This window comes from Halanaerobium hydrogeniformans (genome assembly GCF_000166415.1).
In the GTDB taxonomy this organism is placed as follows: Bacteria; Bacillota; Halanaerobiia; order Halanaerobiales; family Halanaerobiaceae; genus Halanaerobium; species Halanaerobium hydrogeniformans.
Map to the genome: position 1 here is coordinate 1,907,348 of NC_014654.1, position 21,098 is coordinate 1,928,445.

General features: G+C 31.8%; 21 protein-coding genes, 1 tRNA gene, 3 pseudogenes and 1 riboswitch. Of the genes and pseudogenes, 5 read left to right on the forward strand and 20 right to left on the reverse strand.

Features of this window, described 5'->3' with window-relative positions; translation table 11 throughout:
- The first annotated feature begins 103 nt into the window (after window positions 1-103).
- Window positions 104-622: a gamma carbonic anhydrase family protein gene (locus tag HALSA_RS08705; RefSeq protein ID WP_013406208.1), complete on the forward strand. Its 519-nt coding sequence runs from the start codon at window positions 104-106 to the stop codon at window positions 620-622.
- A gap of 65 nt (window positions 623-687) precedes the next feature.
- Here the strand turns inward: HALSA_RS08705 and HALSA_RS08710 are convergent, their stop codons facing one another.
- The 8 genes from HALSA_RS08710 to HALSA_RS08745 all read right to left on the reverse strand — a co-directional run bounded on the left by HALSA_RS08710 (window position 688) and on the right by HALSA_RS08745 (window position 6,650).
- Entirely contained in the window at window positions 688-3,069 is a 2,382-nt protein-coding gene (locus HALSA_RS08710) for a homocysteine S-methyltransferase family protein (protein ID WP_013406209.1), read from the reverse strand.
- Window positions 3,053-3,781, reverse strand: coding sequence for a Vitamin B12 dependent methionine synthase activation subunit (locus HALSA_RS08715; RefSeq protein ID WP_013406210.1), 729 nt, complete (start codon window positions 3,779-3,781; stop codon window positions 3,053-3,055). Before HALSA_RS08715 ends, HALSA_RS08710 begins: the two co-directional genes overlap by 17 nt.
- Window position 3,782: 1 nt before the next feature.
- Window positions 3,783-4,670: a methylenetetrahydrofolate reductase [NAD(P)H] gene (gene metF, locus HALSA_RS08720; RefSeq protein WP_013406211.1), complete on the reverse strand. Its 888-nt coding sequence runs from the start codon at window positions 4,668-4,670 to the stop codon at window positions 3,783-3,785.
- Between the two features lie 151 nt (window positions 4,671-4,821).
- Window positions 4,822-4,925: riboswitch (SAM riboswitch) on the reverse strand.
- A 54-nt stretch (window positions 4,926-4,979) separates the two neighbouring features.
- Window positions 4,980-5,054, reverse strand: a tRNA-Arg gene (locus HALSA_RS08725).
- Window positions 5,055-5,135: 81 nt separating this feature from the next.
- Window positions 5,136-5,345 (reverse strand): heavy-metal-associated domain-containing protein, encoded by a 210-nt coding sequence (locus HALSA_RS08730; RefSeq protein ID WP_013406212.1) that lies wholly within the window; start codon window positions 5,343-5,345, stop codon window positions 5,136-5,138.
- A 30-nt stretch (window positions 5,346-5,375) separates the two neighbouring features.
- The gene (locus tag HALSA_RS08735; RefSeq protein WP_013406213.1) at window positions 5,376-5,612 is read right to left on the reverse strand and encodes a hypothetical protein; all 237 of its coding nucleotides are present in this window, start codon (window positions 5,610-5,612) and stop codon (window positions 5,376-5,378) included.
- Between the two features lie 36 nt (window positions 5,613-5,648).
- Complete coding sequence (locus HALSA_RS08740) at window positions 5,649-5,909, reverse strand: SHOCT domain-containing protein (RefSeq protein WP_013406214.1); 261 nt, start codon at window positions 5,907-5,909, stop codon at window positions 5,649-5,651.
- Window positions 5,910-6,146: 237 nt separating this feature from the next.
- Entirely contained in the window at window positions 6,147-6,650 is a 504-nt protein-coding gene (locus HALSA_RS08745) for a hypothetical protein (RefSeq protein ID WP_238524744.1), read from the reverse strand.
- A 369-nt stretch (window positions 6,651-7,019) separates the two neighbouring features.
- Here HALSA_RS08745 and cysK point away from each other — a divergent pair, with 369 nt between their 5' ends.
- On the forward strand, window positions 7,020-7,940 hold the full coding sequence (cysK, locus tag HALSA_RS08750; RefSeq protein ID WP_013406216.1) for a cysteine synthase A: 921 nt from the start codon (window positions 7,020-7,022) through the stop codon (window positions 7,938-7,940).
- A gap of 52 nt (window positions 7,941-7,992) precedes the next feature.
- Here cysK and HALSA_RS08755 read toward each other — a convergent pair whose 3' ends face one another.
- The gene (locus tag HALSA_RS08755) at window positions 7,993-8,442 is read right to left on the reverse strand and encodes an RrF2 family transcriptional regulator (protein ID WP_013406217.1); all 450 of its coding nucleotides are present in this window, start codon (window positions 8,440-8,442) and stop codon (window positions 7,993-7,995) included.
- 339 nt (window positions 8,443-8,781) lie between these two features.
- Here HALSA_RS08755 and HALSA_RS08760 point away from each other — a divergent pair.
- Window positions 8,782-9,081: pseudogene (locus tag HALSA_RS08760) on the forward strand (secondary thiamine-phosphate synthase enzyme YjbQ); the annotation flags it as partial.
- Between the two features lie 90 nt (window positions 9,082-9,171).
- Here the strand turns inward: HALSA_RS08760 and HALSA_RS08765 are convergent.
- From HALSA_RS08765 to HALSA_RS08775, 3 genes and pseudogenes are all read right to left on the reverse strand, one after another.
- Window positions 9,172-9,633, reverse strand: coding sequence for a S1 RNA-binding domain-containing protein (locus HALSA_RS08765; protein WP_013406218.1), 462 nt, complete (start codon window positions 9,631-9,633; stop codon window positions 9,172-9,174).
- A gap of 27 nt (window positions 9,634-9,660) precedes the next feature.
- A complete protein-coding gene (locus HALSA_RS08770; protein WP_013406219.1) occupies window positions 9,661-10,293 on the reverse strand; it encodes a hypothetical protein in 633 nt (210 codons plus the stop codon).
- A gap of 21 nt (window positions 10,294-10,314) precedes the next feature.
- Window positions 10,315-10,717: pseudogene (locus HALSA_RS08775) on the reverse strand (arsenate reductase ArsC).
- A 211-nt stretch (window positions 10,718-10,928) separates the two neighbouring features.
- Between HALSA_RS08775 and HALSA_RS08780 the strand changes: the two are divergent.
- Window positions 10,929-12,248 carry an RtcB family protein gene (locus tag HALSA_RS08780; RefSeq protein WP_013406220.1) on the forward strand — a complete coding sequence of 440 codons (1,320 nt, stop codon included), beginning with the start codon at window positions 10,929-10,931 and terminating at the stop codon, window positions 12,246-12,248.
- Window positions 12,249-12,252: 4 nt separating this feature from the next.
- Here HALSA_RS08780 and HALSA_RS08785 read toward each other — a convergent pair whose 3' ends face one another.
- The gene (locus HALSA_RS08785; RefSeq protein ID WP_013406221.1) at window positions 12,253-13,173 is read right to left on the reverse strand and encodes a diacylglycerol/lipid kinase family protein; all 921 of its coding nucleotides are present in this window, start codon (window positions 13,171-13,173) and stop codon (window positions 12,253-12,255) included.
- 204 nt (window positions 13,174-13,377) lie between these two features.
- On the opposite strand from HALSA_RS08785, the gene HALSA_RS08790 reads away from it, so the two are divergent.
- A complete protein-coding gene (locus HALSA_RS08790) occupies window positions 13,378-14,613 on the forward strand; it encodes an L-lactate MFS transporter (RefSeq protein WP_013406222.1) in 1,236 nt (411 codons plus the stop codon).
- A 57-nt stretch (window positions 14,614-14,670) separates the two neighbouring features.
- On the opposite strand, the gene HALSA_RS08795 is transcribed toward HALSA_RS08790, so the two are convergent.
- The 7 genes and pseudogenes from HALSA_RS08795 to HALSA_RS08825 form a co-directional block, all read right to left on the reverse strand.
- Window positions 14,671-15,435: an exodeoxyribonuclease III gene (locus HALSA_RS08795; RefSeq protein ID WP_013406223.1), complete on the reverse strand. Its 765-nt coding sequence runs from the start codon at window positions 15,433-15,435 to the stop codon at window positions 14,671-14,673.
- A gap of 97 nt (window positions 15,436-15,532) precedes the next feature.
- Window positions 15,533-16,909, reverse strand: a pseudogene (putP, locus tag HALSA_RS08800) (sodium/proline symporter PutP); the annotation flags it as partial.
- A gap of 56 nt (window positions 16,910-16,965) precedes the next feature.
- Window positions 16,966-17,616, reverse strand: coding sequence for a protein-L-isoaspartate(D-aspartate) O-methyltransferase (locus HALSA_RS08805; RefSeq protein ID WP_013406225.1), 651 nt, complete (start codon window positions 17,614-17,616; stop codon window positions 16,966-16,968).
- A 20-nt stretch (window positions 17,617-17,636) separates the two neighbouring features.
- Window positions 17,637-19,283: a L,D-transpeptidase family protein gene (locus HALSA_RS08810; RefSeq protein WP_238524811.1), complete on the reverse strand. Its 1,647-nt coding sequence runs from the start codon at window positions 19,281-19,283 to the stop codon at window positions 17,637-17,639.
- Between the two features lie 4 nt (window positions 19,284-19,287).
- Window positions 19,288-19,722 (reverse strand): MarR family winged helix-turn-helix transcriptional regulator, encoded by a 435-nt coding sequence (locus HALSA_RS08815; protein ID WP_013406227.1) that lies wholly within the window; start codon window positions 19,720-19,722, stop codon window positions 19,288-19,290.
- 185 nt (window positions 19,723-19,907) lie between these two features.
- Window positions 19,908-20,246, reverse strand: coding sequence for a DUF5320 domain-containing protein (locus tag HALSA_RS08820; protein WP_013406228.1), 339 nt, complete (start codon window positions 20,244-20,246; stop codon window positions 19,908-19,910).
- A gap of 247 nt (window positions 20,247-20,493) precedes the next feature.
- The gene (locus tag HALSA_RS08825) at window positions 20,494-20,994 is read right to left on the reverse strand and encodes a nitroreductase family protein (protein WP_013406229.1); all 501 of its coding nucleotides are present in this window, start codon (window positions 20,992-20,994) and stop codon (window positions 20,494-20,496) included.
- Window positions 20,995-21,098 lie beyond the last annotated feature (104 nt).

Below are 21,098 nucleotides of genomic sequence, written 5' to 3' on the forward strand. Positions count from 1 at the left end.
TTAGACTTTTCTTATTATATCAATAATTAATCTTTCTAAAAAGCAGGAATTAAATTGTAAAGAGAGAAATTTAATCATAACAGCAATTTAAGGAGGTTTGATAATGTTATACAAATATAAAAACTTTAGGCCAGTTTTAGGAGAAAATTGTCTTAATACCCCAGGCTGTAGGATCATTGGTCGAGTAGAAATTGGAGACTACTGCAGCATCTGGTATAACACAACTATTCGTGGTGATATCGATGAAATTAAAATTGGAGATTATACTAATGTGCAGGAAAATTCTGCCCTCCATGTAGATGAAGATCAGGGTTTATATATCGGCTCTTATGTAACAATAGGTCATAATGCGGTTGTTCATGCCTGTAATATTGGGGATAACTGTTTAATTGGAATGAATGCAACTATTTTGACCGGTGCAGAAATAGGAGAAAATTCAATTATTGGGGCTGGTGCTTTAGTTCCTGAAAACAAAAAAATACCTGCAGGAAGTCTTGTGCTTGGTGTGCCGGCCAAGGTTATTAGAGAACTAAGTGAAGAAGAAAAAGAAGGTATCCACCAACATGCAGTAAATTATGCGGATTTAATTGATGATCATCAGAATGTGCAGGAACTATATTAATAAAATATAAACAGACTATATAAAACAAAAAATTTATATAGTCTGTTTTCACTTTTTTTAATTTATTAGCCAAAAATTTTCTTAGCTATTTCTACAGCATCTTTAGCATCTTTAGCATAGTAATCAGCATTTATCATTTCAGCATAATCTGGAGTTAAAACTGCTCCTCCAACCATTATCAAACAATCCGGATTTTCTTCTTTTACAATCTGAATAGTTTTTTCCATATTTTTTACCGTTGTGGTCATAAGAGCACTTAAACCTAATAATTTGATATTATTATCTTTAACTACTTTTTTCACTTCATTCTCTGACACATTACGGCCTAAATCAATTATTTTATAACCATAATTTTCTAAAACTGTTTTAACAATATTCTTTCCTATATCATGTACATCACCTTTAACAGTTGCTAAAACAATCTCTCCTCTCGAAATATCTTCATCACCATTTTTAGCCATTTCTGCTTTTAGAACAGCAAATGCCTCTTTAACTGTTTCAGCTGATTGAACCAGTTGGGGCAAAAATATTTTTCCTTCCTCATAACGTTCTCCAACAATATCTAGAGCAGGTATTAAGTGATTATTTACAATCTCAAGTGCATCTTTCTCTGCCAAGAGTTTTTTTGTTAATTTTGCCGCTTCTTTTTTTATACCTTTGACTATAATTTCTTCTAGTTCCATAGTTTCTATAGCAGAATTTTCTTTTTTAATTTCTTCTTGATCAACATTTGCCATAAATTCTATATATTCTACTGCCCCTTTATCTAGATTAGCCAGCACTTTAAATGCCTTAATATTGGCCATCATCTCACTATCATTGGGATCAATTATAGCTAAGTTTAAACCTTGATAAAGAGCCAGAGTTAAGAAGTTTCTATTCAAAACAGCTCTAGCTGGAAGTCCAAAAGATACATTTGAAACACCTAAAGTAGTATTTACATTAAGTTTTTCTTTAACCATCTTAAGAGCTTTTAATGTTTCTTTTACACCTTTCTGCTGAGCAGAGGCTGTTAAGGTTAAACAATCAACAATTATTTTTTCTCTTTTTATTCCGTATTCTTCCGCTTTATTTACAATCCTTTTAGCAATTTCAAAGCGGCCTTCAGCAGTTTCAGGTATCCCATCTTCATCCATAGTTAATGCAATAACCGCTGCACCATATTTTTTGATAAGAGGTAGTGTTTTTTCGAGAACTTCTGTTTCTCCATTAATTGAATTTACAACTGCTGTACCATTATAATAGCGCAATGCCTTTGCTATTACATTTTCATCGCTGGAGTCGATTTGGAGTGGTATATCAAGAATTGCCTGCAGTTCTTTAATAACTTTTACCATCATTTCTTCTTCATTAATCTCAGGCAACCCCAGATTAACATCAAGTATATCTGCACCTGCTTCTACCTGCTCAATCGCAACTCTTGTAATATAATCTAAATCTTTATTTCTAAGTGCTTTTTTAAATTCATTTTTTCCTGTAGGATTAATTCTTTCACCAACTACATTTATCTTCTTTAAATCTTTCCATTTTGAAGGTGTACATGCAATAGAAATTTCCTCATTATTTGATTTTTTTACAGCTTTATCTTTTAAAAAATCGGCAATAAGAGCAATAAAATCTTCATTAGTACCACAACATCCTCCTACAACTGCCAATCCTTTTTCATAAAGACGGGCAATAGGTTTATAATATTCTTCTGGACTTAATTTAAAAACTGTTTTGCCTTCTTCCACTACTGGTAAACCTGCATTTGCCTGAAGTATAACCGGAGTATTAGAATATTTTAGAACTTCTTCTGCTAAAGACTCCAATTTTTCTGGTCCTAAAGAACAATTTAAACCGAGAGCATCAACACCCAAACCTTCAAGTACAGAAATTGTTGAATGGATATTCCCTCCAGTAAATGTCCTGCCATCTTCCTCAAAAGTCAAAGTGCAAAAAACAGGCAAATTACTATTTTCTTTTGCTGCAAGCACAGCTGCTTTTGCTTCACAAAGATCAGCAATTGTTTCTATGTGAATTATATCTACCCCACTTTTAACTCCCTGTAAAATCTGCTGCTGATAAAGAGAATATGCTTCATCAAAAGTTAAACTACCCATTGGTTCAAGCAATTCACCTAAAGGTCCTAATCCAAGTGCAACCAGAGCATCTTTAGAGCTTTCAATAACTGCTCTTTTAGCATTTTCTACTGCTGCAGAAATTATTTCTTCAACTGTATAATCAATTTCTGACATTTTTAATTTGTTAGCACCAAAAGTATTTGTTGTTATAATTTCAGAGCCTGCCTTAAGATAACTTTTATGTATATCTATTATTACTTCTTTTTTTCCTATATTTAATATTTCTGGTACTGAGCCAGCTTTTAAACCACGCTGCTGTAAAACAGTTCCCATTGCCCCATCGAAAAGCATAACTTTTTTACCTAATCTATTTTCGAGCTCCACAATAAACCCCCTTTTTTCTCAGTTTGCATTCTTTGTAAAGCCTACAGAATCTGCAGTTTTTTTCTTCAAAAGAATTGTCATTTTTATTTTTTTGTTCTTCTTTATTTAAATATCCATTTTTTCCTATTACTCCAATTATAGCTGTAACAGATTTAGCAGGCATCAGTAAATTGTATTTAGAAGCTGTTAAACCTATTTTTTTGGGAGCATTTAAAACTTTTAAAAATTCTTTTTGAATTTTAATATCAAGATCCCCATAGCCCGGACTATATCTAAAAGTTATATTCTTTTTACCAGCGGCAAAAACCTTCTTTTTTATCTCCTCTTCAACATGATCACACGCTTCTTCAATCGCTGTTGTTGCACAAGCATCTAAAATCATCGATTTAGTAATAGAAGTCTTTTCATAATAGGATATTCTTTTATCAACCTGATTACCTAAAGTTGCAGCCATCAGAAAGACTTCTGAAGAATTTTTAAGATGTTTAATGATACTTTTTCCTCGAAGACATAATGTTGTATTTTTTATATCTACACAATTTTTTGTAATTTGTATAGGAAATTTTTTATATATATAACGAAAATTTATTATTTCTTTTAGCTCTTCAGTAGCTTCAGCAATTAAAGTATTAATAATTTGGTCATTAAAATCTTCATCAGTATTTAAATATCTTAATACTTCACTTTTATCAATTTTAAATTTAAATGACATATTAATCAGCCTTTTCCACATTTATATAATCAATTAAAGAACCCACTGCATCTTTGATTTTTTTGGCTACATAAGGGTTATTCATTGTATATAGATGTATGCCATCTACATCACTTGCTATAAGATCTACGATCTGTTCAACTGCATATGCAATCCCTGCATCCCTTAATGCCTCATCATTATCACCATATTTATCAAGAATCTTGGTGAATTTTTTTGGCAGGTATGCATCAGAAAGTTCTATTATTCGGCTGACCTGTCTTTTATTAATAACCGGCATTATTCCGGCTTCAATTGGAACATCAATACCTTTAGCTGCAGCTTTTTCACGAAATTTATAAAATAATTCGTTTTCAAAAAACATCTGGGTAATTAAATAATCAACCCCATGATCAACCTTTTGTTTTAAATGAATTATATCCTCTTCCAGACTATCTGACTCAAGATGGCCCTCAGGATAACAGGCAGCTGCAACACCAAAATCACCTTTTTGCTTGATATGATCTACTAATTGATATGAATAATTATAATCTCCAATTTCTTTGCCATGATCTGGATGATCTCCTCTTAAAGCCAAAATATTTTCTATGTTTTTAGCCTTCAAATCATCTATAATTTGATTTAATGTTTTTCTGGTAGAATTAATACAGGTTAAATGGGCCAGAGATTCTATACCATACTTTTCTTTTAAAAGTGAAGATATTTCAACTGTGCGATTTTTATTTACTCCACCTCCAGCACCATAGGTTACACTAATATAATCTGGATTTATTCCCTGCAGTTCATCTAATGTCTGATAAATATCCTCTATTGGCACATCATTACGTGGTGGAAAAACCTCTAAAGAAAAAACAAGCTTTTTTTCTGCAAATATTTTTTTTATTTTCATTTTAAATCCTCCTCAATTCTCTACTCCATTTAAAAGATAAATTGACTAAAAAACTATTCTTTTAAATTATCTCTTCTATAACTATCATATCATTAAATTTTTCTCTATAAAAGAAAAAAACCACTTCTAAGTAGAAGTGGTAACTCACAACTACTTATCTTTCAGGACACACCTGTTGGATTTAGCACCGGGCAGTATAATCTGCTGGTTGCTGGGTTTCAAAGGGCCAATTCCCTCCACCTCTCTTGATAAGAATTTATTCTATTTTTAACTACTTTAACATATTATTTTTTTTCTGTCAAGTATAAATGGTGCCCCCGGTAGGAGTCGAACCTACGCACACGGCTTCGGAGGCCGTTGCTCTATCCACTGAGCTACGGGGGCATCACTTAAATTATTCTAACAGAAGAGAATTACTTTGTCAATTTGAGAATTTATTGGATTATTTAGTTCACCGCTTTAAAATTATACAATTTTTATAAATTTATAGCCTACCGCTTCTATTGCTGCAGCTAATTTATCTTCTTCAGCAGCTTTATTTAAATCAATTACAGCTTGATCATTATCAGCACTTACTTCTGCAGATTCTATTTCAGCAAAATCTTCAAGTGCTTTTTTAACTCTTTTTTCACAATGGCCACAACTCATACCCTCAATAATTATTGTTTTTTTCATGATTTAGTCCTCCAGATTATTAATTTTAAATTATTTTAAATCTTTTTTTCTCTGCAAAAAATCTTCTCTTGATATTTTACCTAAAGCATATTCATGTTGTAATACAGCAAGCGCTTCTCTACGACCACTGTTATTTTTGGATTTAAATAATAGTACAATTGAAGTTAATATAGTTCCCCAGAATAAAAGCGGCATCAGCCACCAAAAACTACCGAGAAAATTTCCACCGATTCCACCATATCCACCTAAAGCTAAACAATATCCCATCTTTATTTGCCTCCTAATTTATATTTTGATTCATTTTTAATCTCTTATATCTTTTAAAATCTCATCAAGTTCGGACTTTGTTATTTCTCCTTTAGCATAACGTTCTTTTGCAATTTCTTCTGCACTTTTACTGCTGTTATTAGAATCTCTATATCTATGGTTCGAAGAATTTCCATCTTTGTTTTTATTTAAATTATAAATGAAGTAAATTACACCCACTATAATTAACAACCAAAATATCATAAAAAATCCTCCTCCCATCATTCCTCCCATCATTCTATGAGGAAATCTCATCATAATTAACATACCTCCTTTTAAATTGATTTATATACCATTACCCGGTATACCTATATTATAATTAGCAATTGTGAAGAAAATATGAATTTATCTAAAAAGTTTCTAAAATATACCCCTATAAGGTATCTTAAGTATAGTATAACACTCAGGATAATTCCTGTCAAAAAAAGACTGCTTAGATCATCTCAATGAGATTTTCTAAGCAGCTTTAAGTAATTTGATTTAAACTAAAATTTATTATTCTATGTCACCTGTTATTGTAGAATCTTCATCCATTGAAAAAGTTTCTTCAGCTTCTTCTGTTTCAAAATAGAGATTACCGTCTAGAGTAAAGTCTATTAACTCAAAGTTTTCAGCTTCTACATATACATCTCCAACAAAGGTTCCACCCTGGAATCTAGTGCTTGGACTCTGTACAGTAATACTAGGTGCTTCAAGAGTATATCTGTCAGTTAAATTACGATCATCATCCTGATCATAAAGAGCTATCTTGCGGTCTAACTCATTATTATTTGTAAATTCACCTACTAATATAATATCTTCATCAACACTCAGATCCTGCTGAATAATCACAATCCAGGACCCATCTTCAGAAGTTGCATTTAATAAAGATGCTTGATCAATAACTACAGAAGCAGATGCAACAACATCTTCATCTGTTTCTACTGCCTCTTCAGCAGGATCATCAGCACCACAGGCTGTTAAAAGTAAACCCACAGCTAAAATCAAAATAATTAACAATGCTACTTTTTTATTCTTTAAAATAAGATCACCTCCTCTTAATAATAATTAAAGGTAAAATAAAAATAAGATATATCTTTATTTAATCTATAGTATAGTACTTTGCTTTACTTTTGTCAAAAATTAATTCATAAACTTTATCTATTTGATTATCAATAAATGCAAATTATTCTAAGCTAAATTAAATTTGACAGATTGCTTTTCGGAAAGTATAATCTAAATTAGTATTAAATACATAATTCCGATAAAGTTATGATAGATTAAAAATATATTATAAACGTGACTGGGATGCTCTCACCTGTAAGGGAAAACTAACTGCTTCAATCTTAGTTATAATTAGTAAATTTCTTGCAAATAAGGAGGTTTAAGATGAGAAAAGTTAATAATATTACTCAATTAATAGGTAGAACTCCAATTGTTAAGTTAAGAAATCTTGTTGAAAAAGACTCAGCAGATGTTTATCTTAAACTAGAATATTTTAATCCAGGAGGTAGTATTAAAGACAGACCTGCTTTTAATATGATAAAAACTGCGCAAAAAAATGGCAGATTAAAAAAGGGTGGTACTATTATAGAAGCGACAAGTGGTAATACTGGAATTGGTTTAGCAATGGTTGCAGCTGCTGAAGGATATAATTGTATAATTATAATGCCTGACAGTGTTTCAGAAGAAAGAATTAAAATCTTAAAAGCATATGGAGCAGAAGTTATATTAACTCCTGCGGAAAATTTGATGCAGGGAGCCATTGATAAAGCTAAATCTATCAATGAAAATATAAGCAACTCATTTATAATAAATCAATTTGAAAACCCTGCTAATCCTGATGCTCACCGTCAGAGCACTGCCCTGGAAATACTTGAACAGCTCGATTATCAACTAGATGCTTTTGTTGCTAGTGCAGGTACAGGAGGAACGATCACTGGTACTGGGGAAAAGCTTAAAGAGAAAATCAAAAATTTAAAAATATATACAGTTGAATCTAAAAATTCGCCTGTTTTAAGTGGGGGTAAAGCAGGTAAGCATAAAATACCGGGAACTGGCCCGGGTTTTATCCCAAAAAACTTAAATACCAGTATTTATGATGATATTTTTAAAATATCTGATCAAAAAGTAATTGAAATAACGAGATTACTTGCCTCTAAAGAAGGGTTATTATTAGGTCCATCTTCTGGAGCAGCAGCCTGGGCTGCAATTAAAGTTGCAAAAGAATTAGGTAAAGGAAAAAATGTTTTGGCAATCGCAGCTGATAATGGGGAAAGGTATTTAAGTCAAGATTATTTCTCTAACTAAATTGTTAAAAAACACTTAATCCCCTGGATTAACCAGAGGATATTAAATATAGTTAAATATGATAAATATAACCATCACTATTATTAGCCTTTATTTCAGCAGCTCTTTTGCTTAAATCTGCCAGAGTTATAGCAGCTAAATGCTTAAATATAAGGTTTTCTAAACCATTCCATAACTCATAAGCAGCCTTTTTATAAATTTCAGCTTCCGAGCTTATTTTTTCCGGACCTTGCTCTGAAATAACAGGACCTTCTAAAACCTTCAAAATATCAGCAGCAGTTATTTCCTCAGGGCTTTGATTTAAAAGATAACCTCCATGGGCTCCCCTGATACCTTTAACTAAGTCAGCTTTTTTTAATTTTGCAAATAACTGTTCTAAATATCTTTCAGATATATTTTGCTTCTCTGCAATTTCCCTTAAAGGAATTGCTTGAGAGCCCTCACTAGCTGCTATATACATCAAAGCCCGCAAACCGTAACGCGCCTGACTTGAAATTTCCATTAAAACACTTCACCTTAATCTAAATCAATAAATAATATTAATTCTTAATTAAAATTATATTATATTTTTTGAAAAGATTCAATTTTATAAACCAAATTATTTATCTATTTTTTTCCAAATTTGATTTTTGGGATTATAGTTGTTATAATGAAACCGAATAAAAATACAAGGTGAAAATAAATTCTTTTAACAGTATTAGTTTTTCTTTTGATTTTGGCTTAAAATTAAAAAAGGAGGCTAATTATGTTAAAAAGATTAACAATTGAAACTGCAGAGGAAGTTGAATTTATTAAGATTACAGATCAAATCATGAATGTTGTTTAGGAAACTGATGTTGAGTCAGGATTGCTGCAGGTCTATGTTCCTCACACTACTGCTGCTGTAACAATTATAGGAAATAGTGGTGCAGGTATAACAAGAGATATAGTTTACGAAATAAACAAACTCGATGATGACTATGGACATTTAAAAGGAGATTCTTCAGCTGCCCATCTTAAAGCTAGTTATTTTGGTGTTGATCAGAACTTTATAATTGAAGACGGCGAAATCCTCTTAGGAGACAATCAGGATATTTATCTTGGCGAATTTTATGGACCTAGAACTAGAGAAGTAGTTGTAAAGGTTATGGCAGAGAAATAATTAGCGAGTCCAGTTTATAGTTTATAAATATATATTTAGAAAGGGGTCCCGGACATTAATGTCTGGAATCCCTTTTGTTCTTTAATTAATTTATTTAATTTTAATTCCTTTATCTGTTATATCAATGATTCTTTCTTTATAAAGTCCACCGATGGCCTTTTTAAAACTTCCTTTACTCATTTCTAGTTTTTCTTTAATCTCTTCTGGTGAACTATTATCATTTAGAGCTAAAAACCCACCTTCATTTTTTAGAGTTTTTAAAATTTTTTCTTTTGCATCTTCAATCCTGCCATAGCCGATTTTCCTTAAGCTAAGATCAATTCTATTGTCATCCCTGATATTTTTTATATAAGCTGTAGTTTCATCCCCAATTTCTAAATCCTTATAAATATCATTATTATAAACAAGCCCATAATACTTATTATTAATAATGGCTTTAATTCCTAAGTCAGTAAATTGATCAACCTTTATTTGAACCTCGTCCCCTTCACTAAATTCAACATTTTCTGGTTCTTCTTCAATAGTTCTATCATTTATTTCTTCACTGCTCATATTTTTACACCTCAAATAATATATTAATTAAGAAACTACATCTTTAAAATTTTCTTCATAAAGTAAAGTTGGTGGCTCTTTAATTATCATTCGCTTACTTAAATTATGATCTTGCACAAAGTCAAGTAATTCTTTGGCCATCATTCTAGCTTCCTTAATATCAGAAGCTGCCTTTTCTATTTCAAGCAGTACTGGATATTTTATCTGCTCAGTGTACATTAATTTTATCTTAAGGGATTTATAATCTCCTACAAAACTTTTGCCGTTAAATGACATAAATTCTTTATGTCCTATCTTTTCTATTTCTTTGATAACATCTTCTCTGCTTTTAACAGCTCTATTTCCACCCAAAATATTTATTATTTCACTATCAACAAAATTTTCATCAATTTTCTCACTATATTCACGCCGAATATTTATTGTTTCACCTAAATCTGCTTCTTTATAAGCAAGACTCTGTAATTCATGCTTGGCAAAATTTGTTTTACTTACTCTTAATACTATATCTTCCCTAAAAAGAGCTGAACCAAAGTGCACAGTTTCCCATCTTAATTCTTTCTCTAAAGCTTTTTTTAGAAAAGGTAGGGTTTTATATACTTCAGCTTTATCTTTAAAATTAAACCTTGTTTCCACTTCATAGATAAATTTTATTTTTACCACCCCTTTTTGACAATATATTATTTATATTTCTCCATTTCTTACTTTTTTAATTAGTTTTTTTACTTTACCATTAATAACTTCTCTGGTTGCTCTAAAAACCTCAATCGGTTTGCCAGCAGGATCTTCAAGTCCCCAATCTTCTCTAAATTTACATGGTAAATAGGGACACTCTACTCCACAACCCATAGTTATTAGAATATCCAGTTCTGAAGGAATATCTTCTAATAATTTTGGTTGATGATCACTTATATCTATTCCCACTTCCTCCATTGCTTTTACAGCATTTTTCTCTAACAGCATCAGCAGGGTCAGTCCCTGCACTATAGACATCGAGCACATCACTACCATAGGCCCTAGCAAATCCTTCAGCCATTTGACTGCGGCATGAATTACCAATACAAACAAAAGCAACTTTATATTTCATTATTTCATCTCCTTCAATATTTTTGATAAATTAAAAACAAATATAGTATTAATTCTTACTTAAATGATAGACTATAGCTAAAAAATTGTCAAGAAAAGTAGAGTAAAGAAAGCTTGCAATAATAGTTCTAATTTCATATTATAAAATTAGAAATAGAAATATTTTAGATCTTTATTAATCTTAGTAAGCAAGCATAATTAAGGAGGCCAAAATGAGATTTTATAATTTTCCAGCTGAAGGAGAAATGCAGTGTGACGTTCGCCTCTTTGCAACTGAATTAATCTATAATGAGATTGAAGATACTGCTTTAAAGCAGCTTTTTGATGCAAGTAAAATACCGGGGATCATCGCTGTTATTGGAATGCCAGACCTTCATCAGGGTTATGGACTCCCAATTGGAGGAATAATGGTTTCCCGCTTAAATGATGGCATAATTTCACCAGGTGCAGTTGGTTTTGATATTAATTGTGGAGTTAGATTAATGACTACTCAATTAGAGTTTTCTGATATCCAGAAAAACTTAGAAAAAATAATGAGAAAAACACAAATAAAAATACCAGCCGGGGTTGGAGAAGAAAGAGAAAATAATTTTAATAAAAATGAGTTTAAAAAAATTGTAACCCATGGTGTCCCCTATCTTGTAAATGAAAAAGGAATCGGAAATAAAAATGATATTGACTCTTGTGAAGATAATGGTTTTATAAAAGGAGCAGATGCAGACGCTGTGCCTGAAAAAGCAATTGAAAGAGCTTTCAACCAACTTGCAACCCTTGGTAGTGGTAATCATTTTTTAGAATTACAGAGAGTTAAAGAAGTTTATGCCGAAGATTGTGGATTATTTGAGGGACAGTTAGTATTTATGATTCACACAGGTTCAAGAGCATTTGGTCACCAAATTGCCAAACATTACAGCAATATTGCCAAAAAATCAGGAGTAGCAACCCCGACCAAGAATCTTGCTTCATTCAAAATTGATTCTGAAGGAGGAATTAATTACAAAAAAGCCATGGCTGCTGCAGCCAATTTTGCCTTTGCAAACAGACATCTAATTGCTCATAAACTCCGTCATATAATTAAAGAATTTTATCCTAAAGAAAGCTTTGACCTCTTTTATGATATCACCCATAACATTGCTAAAAAAGAATTATATCAGGGAGAGGAAGTGTTAGTTCACCGCAAAGGTGCCTGTAAATTAGCAAAAGAAGATATAGCTTTAATACCCGGTTCAATGGGTACCTTTAGCTATTTAATCAAAGCACAAAATAGCAAAGCAAATGAACTTTCTTACTATTCTACAGCTCATGGTGCTGGTCGAAAAATGAGCCGCAGTCAGGCCAAAAAAGATATTAGTCAAAAAGATCATTTTAACAGTATGGGAACTGTAAAACTCTTTCATAGTTCAAGAGATAGTATTTTAGACGAATCACCTCTAGCTTATAAAGATATTAATTCTGTAATAGATGCTTTAGAAAAAACTGATCTTGCTAAAGCTGCTGCCAAGTTTGAGCCATTAGCGGTTATAAAAGGTTAAAAATTTAAACTAAAATTGGCATTTTCTGTTTATAAACAGAAAATCTAACTGGAGAAGTTCCAACAGTTTCTCCATCAACTTCAATAGCTATTTTTTCTTCAGCAGAAATCTCTATATTTTCTGCTGTTAGAGATTCAACCAGTGGATGACCTAAATGCTCCCCATCATAGGCTTTGAATAAATTATAAGCTATTGACAATTTATTAAAATCTTTTAATAAGATTATATTTAATTTGCCATTATCTAATTTAGCCTGGGGAGCAACTTTTATACCACCACCAAAGTATTTACCATTTGCTATAATTACATTGCTAAGATTACCGGAAAAAACTATTTTACCATCTAATTTAAGTTCGGCTGATTTATTTTTATATTTAACTAGAGTAGTAAATACAGCTAATAAATAAGAAAAACTTCCGCCAATAATTTTTTTGCTTTTATTAACTCTGTATACTACCTCTGCTCCAAGTCCACAATCTCCCACATTTATAAAATATCTTGTTTTTTCTTCACCACTACGGGCTAAATATTCAGCTTTGACCAGATCAAGATATTTAACTTCTTTTCTTTTAATTATTTCAATTACTTCGTTTATTTCTGAGCTGATATTAAGACTTCTAATTAAATCAGAGCCTGTACCTTGAGCAAAAATTATTAATTTAGTCTTGATATTATCAAATCCATCAGCCATAATTATTCCGTTAACAATTTCATTAACAGTACCATCTCCTCCAACTGCCATAATATAATCATAAGAATTTTTTACAGCTTCTGCTGCAATTTTTATCGCATGTTCTGGATGGGTAGTAAATTGCTCATCTAAATTAATATTATTATTTAAAAATATTTTTTTGTATTTTGGCCATTTTTTTTCAGTTTTGGAACCGGCCGAAACTGGATTAACTATTGCTAATAGTTTTTGCAAATTAATTACCTCCACTCCCTATCTATTTTAAAAGCTATTAAGAATTCTATTTGCATTTCAGTGGTTTAACTTGATGAAGTTTAAAACTTATGTTAATATTTTAATATATGAAAAATTATGTTTATATTATATCATAACTCTAATAGTTGAGAAAATTATAGTTTTTGAGCAATTAAAATAAATTCTATTGTGAGAGGAGGAAAAATGCAAAACAATAACTCATCTGTAATTAAAGAACAAAAAAGCCGTTGGATTTATATACCACTTGGTTTGATTATTTTTATGTGTATGGGGACTATTTATTCCTGGAGTATTTTTAGAAAACCAATTGAAACAGCTTTTAATGTTTCAGCTACCCAGAGTTCTTTACCTTATATGTTCTTTCTAGTTTTTTATGCAATTACAATGCCCTTTGCAGGGAATTATATTGATAAATATGGACCTAAAATAATGACTATCCTAGGTGGAATATTTATCGGTGTAGCCTGGTTTCTTTCGGGTTTTACGGCAAATATTATTTTGTTAACCCTAACGTATGGAGTGCTTGGTGGGATTGGAGTTGGAATAGCTTATGGTGCCCCAATGGCAGTTGCTGCAAAATGGTTTCCAGATAAAAAGGGGCTGGCTGTCGGTTTAACTCTGGGAGGGTTTGGCTTCTCTCCTTTTTTAACTGCTCCTATAGCAAACTGGCTGATAAGCACCTTTGGCCCTTTTACAACTTTTAAAGTTTTAGGAATAGCATTTGCACTGATTATATCAATACTTGCTTTACCACTAAAATTTCCAGCTAAAATAGAGGGAGAAGCAGAGGATAATAGAAATAGTTCTAATTTAATAAAACAACTTGGACCTAAAGAAATGATGAAAAAGAAAAGTTTTTATGCTCTCTGGGGCTGTTTTACAATCGGAACTGTTGTTGGTCTTATGGCTATTGGTATCTCAAGCCCTGTTGCAGAAGAACTTATTAATTTAAGTCCTGCTACCGCATCAATTTTCGTATCTATTTTTGCTATTTTCAATGGAATTGGCAGGCCAATTTTTGGAGCTTTAACAGATAAAATAAAACCACAAAAGACAGCTATACTTTCATTTAGCTTAATAATTATTGCTTCTGTTTTGATGCTTTTGAATGTAAATGGGAATGCTGTTATTTATCTGATATCTTTTGCCCTGTTCTGGCTTAACCTAGGAGGCTGGCTGGCTATTGCTCCTGCTTCAACTGCTATTTTCTTTGGTAGTAGACATTATAGTAAAAACTATGGCTATTTATTTACCGCTTATGGTGTAGGGGCAATCATAGGAAATCTGGTATCCGGAAGCATCAGAGATATTTTTGGCAGTTATAGTTTTGTCTTTTATCCTACAATAATCTTAGCATTTTTTGGGATATTTATTTCATTTAAATATTTAGATCAAAAACAGGCCCGTGAACTCAAATAGTAAATTAATTAAAAAGAGCCTTCTAAAAGTTTTTATTTTTTAGAAGGCTCTTGTTATTTAAAATTTTAAATCAACAGTAACCGGACAGTGATCAGAACCCATAACATCTGTTAATATATCAGAGTGGTTTAGGTTATCTTCTAACTCTTCAGATATAAAGTGGTAATCTATTCTCCAACCGGCATTTCTTTCTCTGGCTCTGGTTCTATAGCTCCACCAGGAATAGGTCTCCTTGTCAGGATAAAAATAGCGATATGTATCTATAAACCCATGGTTTTCAAGTTTATCGAGCCATTCCCTTTCTATCTCCAGAAAACCGGATGTATTTTTATTGGCATCTGGATTTTTTAGATCTAAAGGATGATGAGCAGTATTATAATCCCCTGATACTACTACCCCTTTTCCTTCTTCTCTCAATTCTTCGGCATATTCTAAAGTTGCATCATAAAAATCAAGTTTATAGTTTAGCCTTTCTTTACTGCTTTTACCATTGGGAAAATATATATTCAGTAGATAAAATTCTGGATATTCTGCAGCAATTACTCTTCCTTCATAATCAAATCTTTCAATTCCAAATCCTTTCCAGACATCCAGAGGCTCTTCTTTACTATAAATAGCAACTCCACTATATCCAGCTTTTTCTCCATAATTAAAATAACTATGATAACCATCTATATTTTTGAGCTTATCTTTTAGCTGTTCAGGCTGGATCCTTATTTCCTGTAAAGCTAGTACATCAGGCTTTTCTTCTTCAATCCAGTCTAAAAATCCTTTTCTATTTACTGCTCGAATCCCATTAACATTCCAAGAATAAATACGCATCAAATACCTCCATAATTTAAATAATATCTCTTTGATATATTTTTTCTACTCTTTCAAATTCATTTATAACTTCTTTATCATTCTGTTTAAATATCTTACTAAAAAGATAAATGACAAATATATTTATTAAAAAGCCAGGTACTATTTCATATAAATGAGCACCTAAACCTGTTTCCTGCCAGACTATAACCGTAATTGTAGCAGCAATCATACCTGCGAATGCTCCCTGCCAGGAAGTTTTTTTATAAAATAAAGCAAAAAGTACTGTAGGTCCAAATGCTGCTCCTAAACCGGCCCAGGCATAGGCCACTAAATCCAGAACAGTATTATCTGGATTTAAAGCTAAAACAAAAGCAATAATTGCTATTAAAATTACAAATCCTCTACCTACCCACATTTTTTCTTTTTCTGAAGCTTCTCTACTAATGATTTTTGTATAAAAATCTTCTGTTAGCGTAGAAGAAGAAACTAAAAGTTGAGAATCAATTGTTGACATTATGGCTGATAAAATAGCAGCCAATAAGATTCCTCCAACCCAGGGATTAAATAGTTGCCCAATCATTTGAATAAATACAGTTTCACTATCAGCAAGGTTAGGAAACATCGGTAACCCTATAATACCAACAAAAACAGCTGCAGTTAAGGAAATTGCAACCCAAATAACAGCAATTTTTTTAGCTGGTGCAACCTTTTTAATAGTATCAATACCCATAAAACGGGCCAGAATATGTGGTTGACCAAAATATCCTAATCCCCAGGCTGCAGCAGAAATTATTGCAGTAATTGTGATTCCTTCAGGTAAAAGTGAAAGAGAAAGCCCATTTTCAACAGCTGCCTCTGTTATAGCACTCATCCCTCCTATATAACCAAAACCAAAAGCAGGTACAATTGTAATAGCAAAAAACATTAAAATCCCCTGAAAAAAATCTGTCCAGGACACTGCCATAAAACCTCCGAGAAAAGTATATAATACAATTGCCAAACCACCCAACATAACAGCCAGATTATACTCTATATTAAATAATGATTCAAATAATATTCCTGATGCTACCAGTCCTGAAGCTGAGTAAATTGTAAAAAATAATAATATTACAACAGCTGAAAAAATTCTAAGCATCCCTGTATTATCACCAAAACGATCTTCAAAAAAAGATGGTAATGTCATAGAGTCAGTTTTTTCTGTATAAACTCTCAGCCGTGCTGCAACATACTGCCAGTTTAAAACAGTTCCGATGAATAAACCTATAGCTATCCAGGCCTGCTCAATTCCTCCTAAATATACTGCTCCAGGCAGTCCCATTAATAACCAACCACTCATATCACTAGCCTGAGCAGAAAGAGCTGTAACCCAACTCCCCATCGCCCTACCACCAATTAAATAATCTTCTAAACTGTTAGTTTTTTTGTAAAAAAAGACACCAACACTCATTAAAAATACTAGATAAATTGAAAAAGACGCTAACGTTGCTGACATTTAATACTACACTCCTATCTTCTCTTTATATTTTATTTAAAGTCTAAAACTAAAAATTAGCTCCAGCCATTTTCCCCAGTTAAAGGAACAAATCTTACATAATCTAAATTTTCCTCTTTAAAAGTATTTTCTTTACTTTTAGTGATTAACTTTAGCTGCTGAACTCCAGTTTTCTCACCTACAGGAATAATTATTTTCCCATTTTCAGCTAACTGCTCTTTTAATTCTTCAGGAACATGAGGAGCAGCAGCAGATACTACAATCCCATCATAGGGAGCATATTCTCCCCATCCTAATGTACCATCTCCTACTTTAACTTTTATGTTATTATAACCCAGTTTTTTAAATCTTTGAGATGCCTTTTCAGCCAGGATTTCAAATCTTTCTATAGTGTAAACCTCTTCAACTATTTGAGCTAATATTGCGGCCGCATAACCAGAACCAGTACCAATTTCTAACACTTTATCTTCTTCACTCAAATTAAGTTTTTCGATCATATAGGCTACAATATAGGGCTGACTAATAGTTTGCCCCTTATCTATTGGTAGAGGAGAATCGTTATAAGCGTCATCTTTATATTTACTATCTACAAATTCTTCCCTGGCTACATTTTTAAAAGCTTCAATTATTTTTCCATCTTTAATTCCTCTTCTTATAATCTGGGTCTTAACCATTTTTTCGCGAAGTTTTGTGAAATTAACACTCATTTTTAATCCCTCCGCCACTTTTAATTTTCAAAATAATGTTCAATTAATATTTTATCTCTATTATATATATCTTTACGGAAATTTAAATTACCGAAATTATCTACCCAGGCAGTGTTGTATTGAAGATAAATAGGAATTGTTTCATCTAAATAAATAGTTTTTTCGTTATCTTCCTTCATTATTTCTTCTAAAGTCTCTCTATCCCATTCCTCCTGATCTTTGAGCAAATATAAGGCTAGTTCAATAGGTTTTTCTATTCTAATACAACCAGAACTAAACCCTCTTTCGGTTTCATCAAAAAGATATTTGCTTGGGGTATCATGCAAATAAACATTAAATCTGTTTGGAAACATAAATTTAACCCTACCAAGAGCATTCTCATCACCTGGTTCTTGACGCACTAAAAAATTAAAGTTGTCTTCATCAATGTTTTCCCATTCTATTTCAGATGCATCAATCTTCCTTAAAGTATTATTATTATTATATGCGAAAATTTTATAATTATTTTCGTCTAAATAATCTATATCATTTTTTACTGAAGGTAATATATCTTCTACAGCTATTGATTTTGGAACATACCAGTAGGGATTAAAAACTAAATATCTAATCTCATCACTAAAAACTGGAGTACTTCGCTGCTCATTACCTACTATTGTCTTCATATTCATAATAATATTATTATCTTCATAAACATTTAAACTATAATCTGAAATATTAACATAAATGTATCTTTCACCTAAGTCCTTAGGTAACCAGCGCCATCTTTCCATATTAATCATTATTTGTTTAATTCTTTTTTCATATGGTATATTTAAAGCTTCTAGAGTTTGAGGTCCTACTATACCATCATCACTCAAGCCATGGTTAAACTGAAATTCTTTAACAGCAGCATTTAATTGAGACCCAAAATAATATTTATCATCAATGTTTTCTTCACTAAGATACCCTCTATTAATCAAATTATCACTTAGCTGAGATACACGAATGCCTTCTGCACCTTGAGCAAGAAGACTTCCCGAGTCAACTTCTGGCCACTGTTCAACCTCTCCAGAATCTCTATAAATATAAAGTTTATGCTTTAATCTTTGATAATAATCTGATTCTGGCAACTTGCTTTGTAGATTAACTGTTATATTTTCACTTTTTAGACCCTCAAATATTTCTGAATTGTCAATTCGATTTCTACTAAAATCTCCATCTTCTAAAATAACTTCAGGGTCAAGCTTACCACTTAAATAATCTGTAGCCAGGCTGAAATAAGCGTCACTTAAGTATATATCGATGACAGCTCTTTTATTTGTATTTTCCTCAGCAAAAATATCATTCTTAGCAATATAGTCTTGAATAAATTCTAAATGATAATCTTCAGGATTTAAACCTTCATAATAACTGGCTTCTATTTCCTTTAGCAATTTTTCAAACTCAATTGAAAAACCATCTTCTTCAAGCCAGACTGGCTTATAATCATTGTTCTCATAAAAATCAAATAGTTCTTGATAATAGTTTGCTTTTTGATCTTCAGGAAATTGTCCATCCCTATCTTCTAAAACAACTAAATGATTGCGAATTGATAAATTTAAATTTATATCCGCAGAAGTATTTGAACTGAAAAATAATATTAAAATAAAAATAAATATTGCTAATGTTCTTCTCTTCAAATAAATCACTCCATTATTGATACATTTTTTCAATTTTTGTTAACAGTCTCTCTAAATTAGAATAAAGATCTTCAGCACAATCCTGCATATCCAGCAGAGCTTTTTTCATGAAGTCCTGTCTTTTTTCAAGCAGGCTTTCCATTATTTTTCTACCTTTATCGGTCAACTCAAGTAAAACAACCCTTCTATCTTTAGGGTCTCTATATCTTTTAACTAGCTGAGCCTCATTTAAATAGTCAACAATTACTGTAACAGTACTGTTAGCCATGTGTAATTCTTCATGGATATCCCCCATACTAACCGGCTGTGATTTTATTATCACCCTCATCACATGAAAACGACCCAGGGTTAAATTATAACATTTAAGCTGATCTTTGGTGTATTCATTTAAATATTTAGATATGTTTCTTATTTTTTCTTCAATCTTAATATTAATATTTTCCTCCAATTTTCAACATCCTTTATCTTTAATAATTTTGAAAATTTAAGCTTTCTTCTAATTTATAAATATTATATAATAATATAATTATAAAAACAAGCAACATAAGGTGTTCTAAGTTGCTAACAAAAGGAATTATAATATCTTTTTAAAGAAAAAAGCTCCCAACAAAGGGAGCTTTGAATTAAAAATCTTTAGTTGTTTTTCAGTTCTTTTATTTCTTTTCTCAATCCATCTAATTCACTACTGAGAGTTTTTACTATATCCTCCAGGCGTGAGAGTTCATCATTTTTACTATTCTCTTCATTTTTAAAAGCAGATTCATTTTCAGGACTATAATCTCCTCTTAAACGAGATCTTGAAAACTTTCGTCTCGGTCTCTCAGAGGCAGCTCTATTTCTGAAAGCCCTACCTCTACCACAGGGAACGGCATCAGCAGTAAATCCTGCTTCATCATAACCAGCACAAAAGCCAAGTCCTCTACCAGTCATTTGACCTCTACCTTCTGGACCTGTTCTGTCTCCTCTAGGCATAATTAATCACCTCACTTAGTTTTTTGAACATATGCTCTTTTGTTCTATTTACATTATAACTTTATTTTGAGCATATGTCAAGAATTATTTTAATTATGGTGACTTGAGCCTTGTTGCTGCTATATTAACTATATATAGTAGATTTTCAGACTCCCCCTTTACCAATTGCTACAGCAATAATTTTCTTTTAATATCTGCAAACCAAAAAAATAACCGTAGTCTTTAACTGCGGTCTGAATGAAAAAAATTACCAGCTTTTGGAATGGACTATATTTTTGCTGTACCGATCTGAAGGACTTTTTTCCTCAGCTGGATAACCAAGTGAAACAATTGAGAGGAGCTTGATATTTTCTGGAAGTTCAAACAATTCTCTCAAAGGATTTTCTTTTTCCTGATCAGGATAAACACCCAACCAAACTCCTCCTAAATCTAAAGCTTCTGCTTCAAGAAGTATATTCTGAGTAGCTGCTGCACAATCCTGCACCCAGTAATCTTCATACTTTAAATTGCTGAGATCAGCACAAACAGCAATAGCAAGGGGAGCCTCTTTGAGCATTTTTGCATGGGGATGTATTTCTGCAATTTTATTCAAACTTTCCCTATTCTGAACAACTATAAAATGCCAGGGCTGTTGATTGCCGGCTGAAGGAGCAGCAACTCCAGCTTTAATTAATTTTTCTATTTTTTCTTTTTCAATATTTTTAGCTTGATATTCTCTAATGCTTCTTCTTTTAAAAATTTCTTCCATAGCATATTCCTCCTTTGTTACTATTGTATTTAAGCCTTTAACTTAAAGTTATTATATAATATAAAAGAAATATTTTAAAACACTTTTGAACAATTAATTTGGCT

Excerpts from the sequence above, each read along its gene's own strand:
- HALSA_RS08705 (WP_013406208.1), top strand. The coding sequence starts at position 104 with ATGTTATACAAATATAAAAACTTTAGGCCAGTTTTAGGAGAAAATTGT.
- HALSA_RS08825 (WP_013406229.1), bottom strand. The coding sequence starts at position 20,994 with ATGGAAGAAATTTTTAAAAGAAGAAGCATTAGAGAATATCAAGCTAAA.
- HALSA_RS08780 (WP_013406220.1), top strand. The coding sequence starts at position 10,929 with ATGAGATTTTATAATTTTCCAGCTGAAGGAGAAATGCAGTGTGACGTT.
- HALSA_RS08765 (WP_013406218.1), bottom strand. The coding sequence starts at position 9,633 with ATGAGCAGTGAAGAAATAAATGATAGAACTATTGAAGAAGAACCAGAA.
- HALSA_RS08755 (WP_013406217.1), bottom strand. The coding sequence starts at position 8,442 with ATGGAAATTTCAAGTCAGGCGCGTTACGGTTTGCGGGCTTTGATGTAT.
- HALSA_RS08805 (WP_013406225.1), bottom strand. The coding sequence starts at position 17,616 with ATGAGTGTTAATTTCACAAAACTTCGCGAAAAAATGGTTAAGACCCAG.
- HALSA_RS08790 (WP_013406222.1), top strand. The coding sequence starts at position 13,378 with ATGCAAAACAATAACTCATCTGTAATTAAAGAACAAAAAAGCCGTTGG.
- HALSA_RS08735 (WP_013406213.1), bottom strand. The coding sequence starts at position 5,612 with ATGGGATATTGTTTAGCTTTAGGTGGATATGGTGGAATCGGTGGAAAT.
- metF (WP_013406211.1), bottom strand. The coding sequence starts at position 4,670 with ATGAAAATAAAAAAAATATTTGCAGAAAAAAAGCTTGTTTTTTCTTTA.
- cysK (WP_013406216.1), top strand. The coding sequence starts at position 7,020 with ATGAGAAAAGTTAATAATATTACTCAATTAATAGGTAGAACTCCAATT.
- HALSA_RS08740 (WP_013406214.1), bottom strand. The coding sequence starts at position 5,909 with ATGATGAGATTTCCTCATAGAATGATGGGAGGAATGATGGGAGGAGGA.
- HALSA_RS08795 (WP_013406223.1), bottom strand. The coding sequence starts at position 15,435 with ATGCGTATTTATTCTTGGAATGTTAATGGGATTCGAGCAGTAAATAGA.
- HALSA_RS08820 (WP_013406228.1), bottom strand. The coding sequence starts at position 20,246 with ATGCCTAGAGGAGACAGAACAGGTCCAGAAGGTAGAGGTCAAATGACT.
- HALSA_RS08730 (WP_013406212.1), bottom strand. The coding sequence starts at position 5,345 with ATGAAAAAAACAATAATTATTGAGGGTATGAGTTGTGGCCATTGTGAA.
- HALSA_RS08715 (WP_013406210.1), bottom strand. The coding sequence starts at position 3,781 with ATGTCATTTAAATTTAAAATTGATAAAAGTGAAGTATTAAGATATTTA.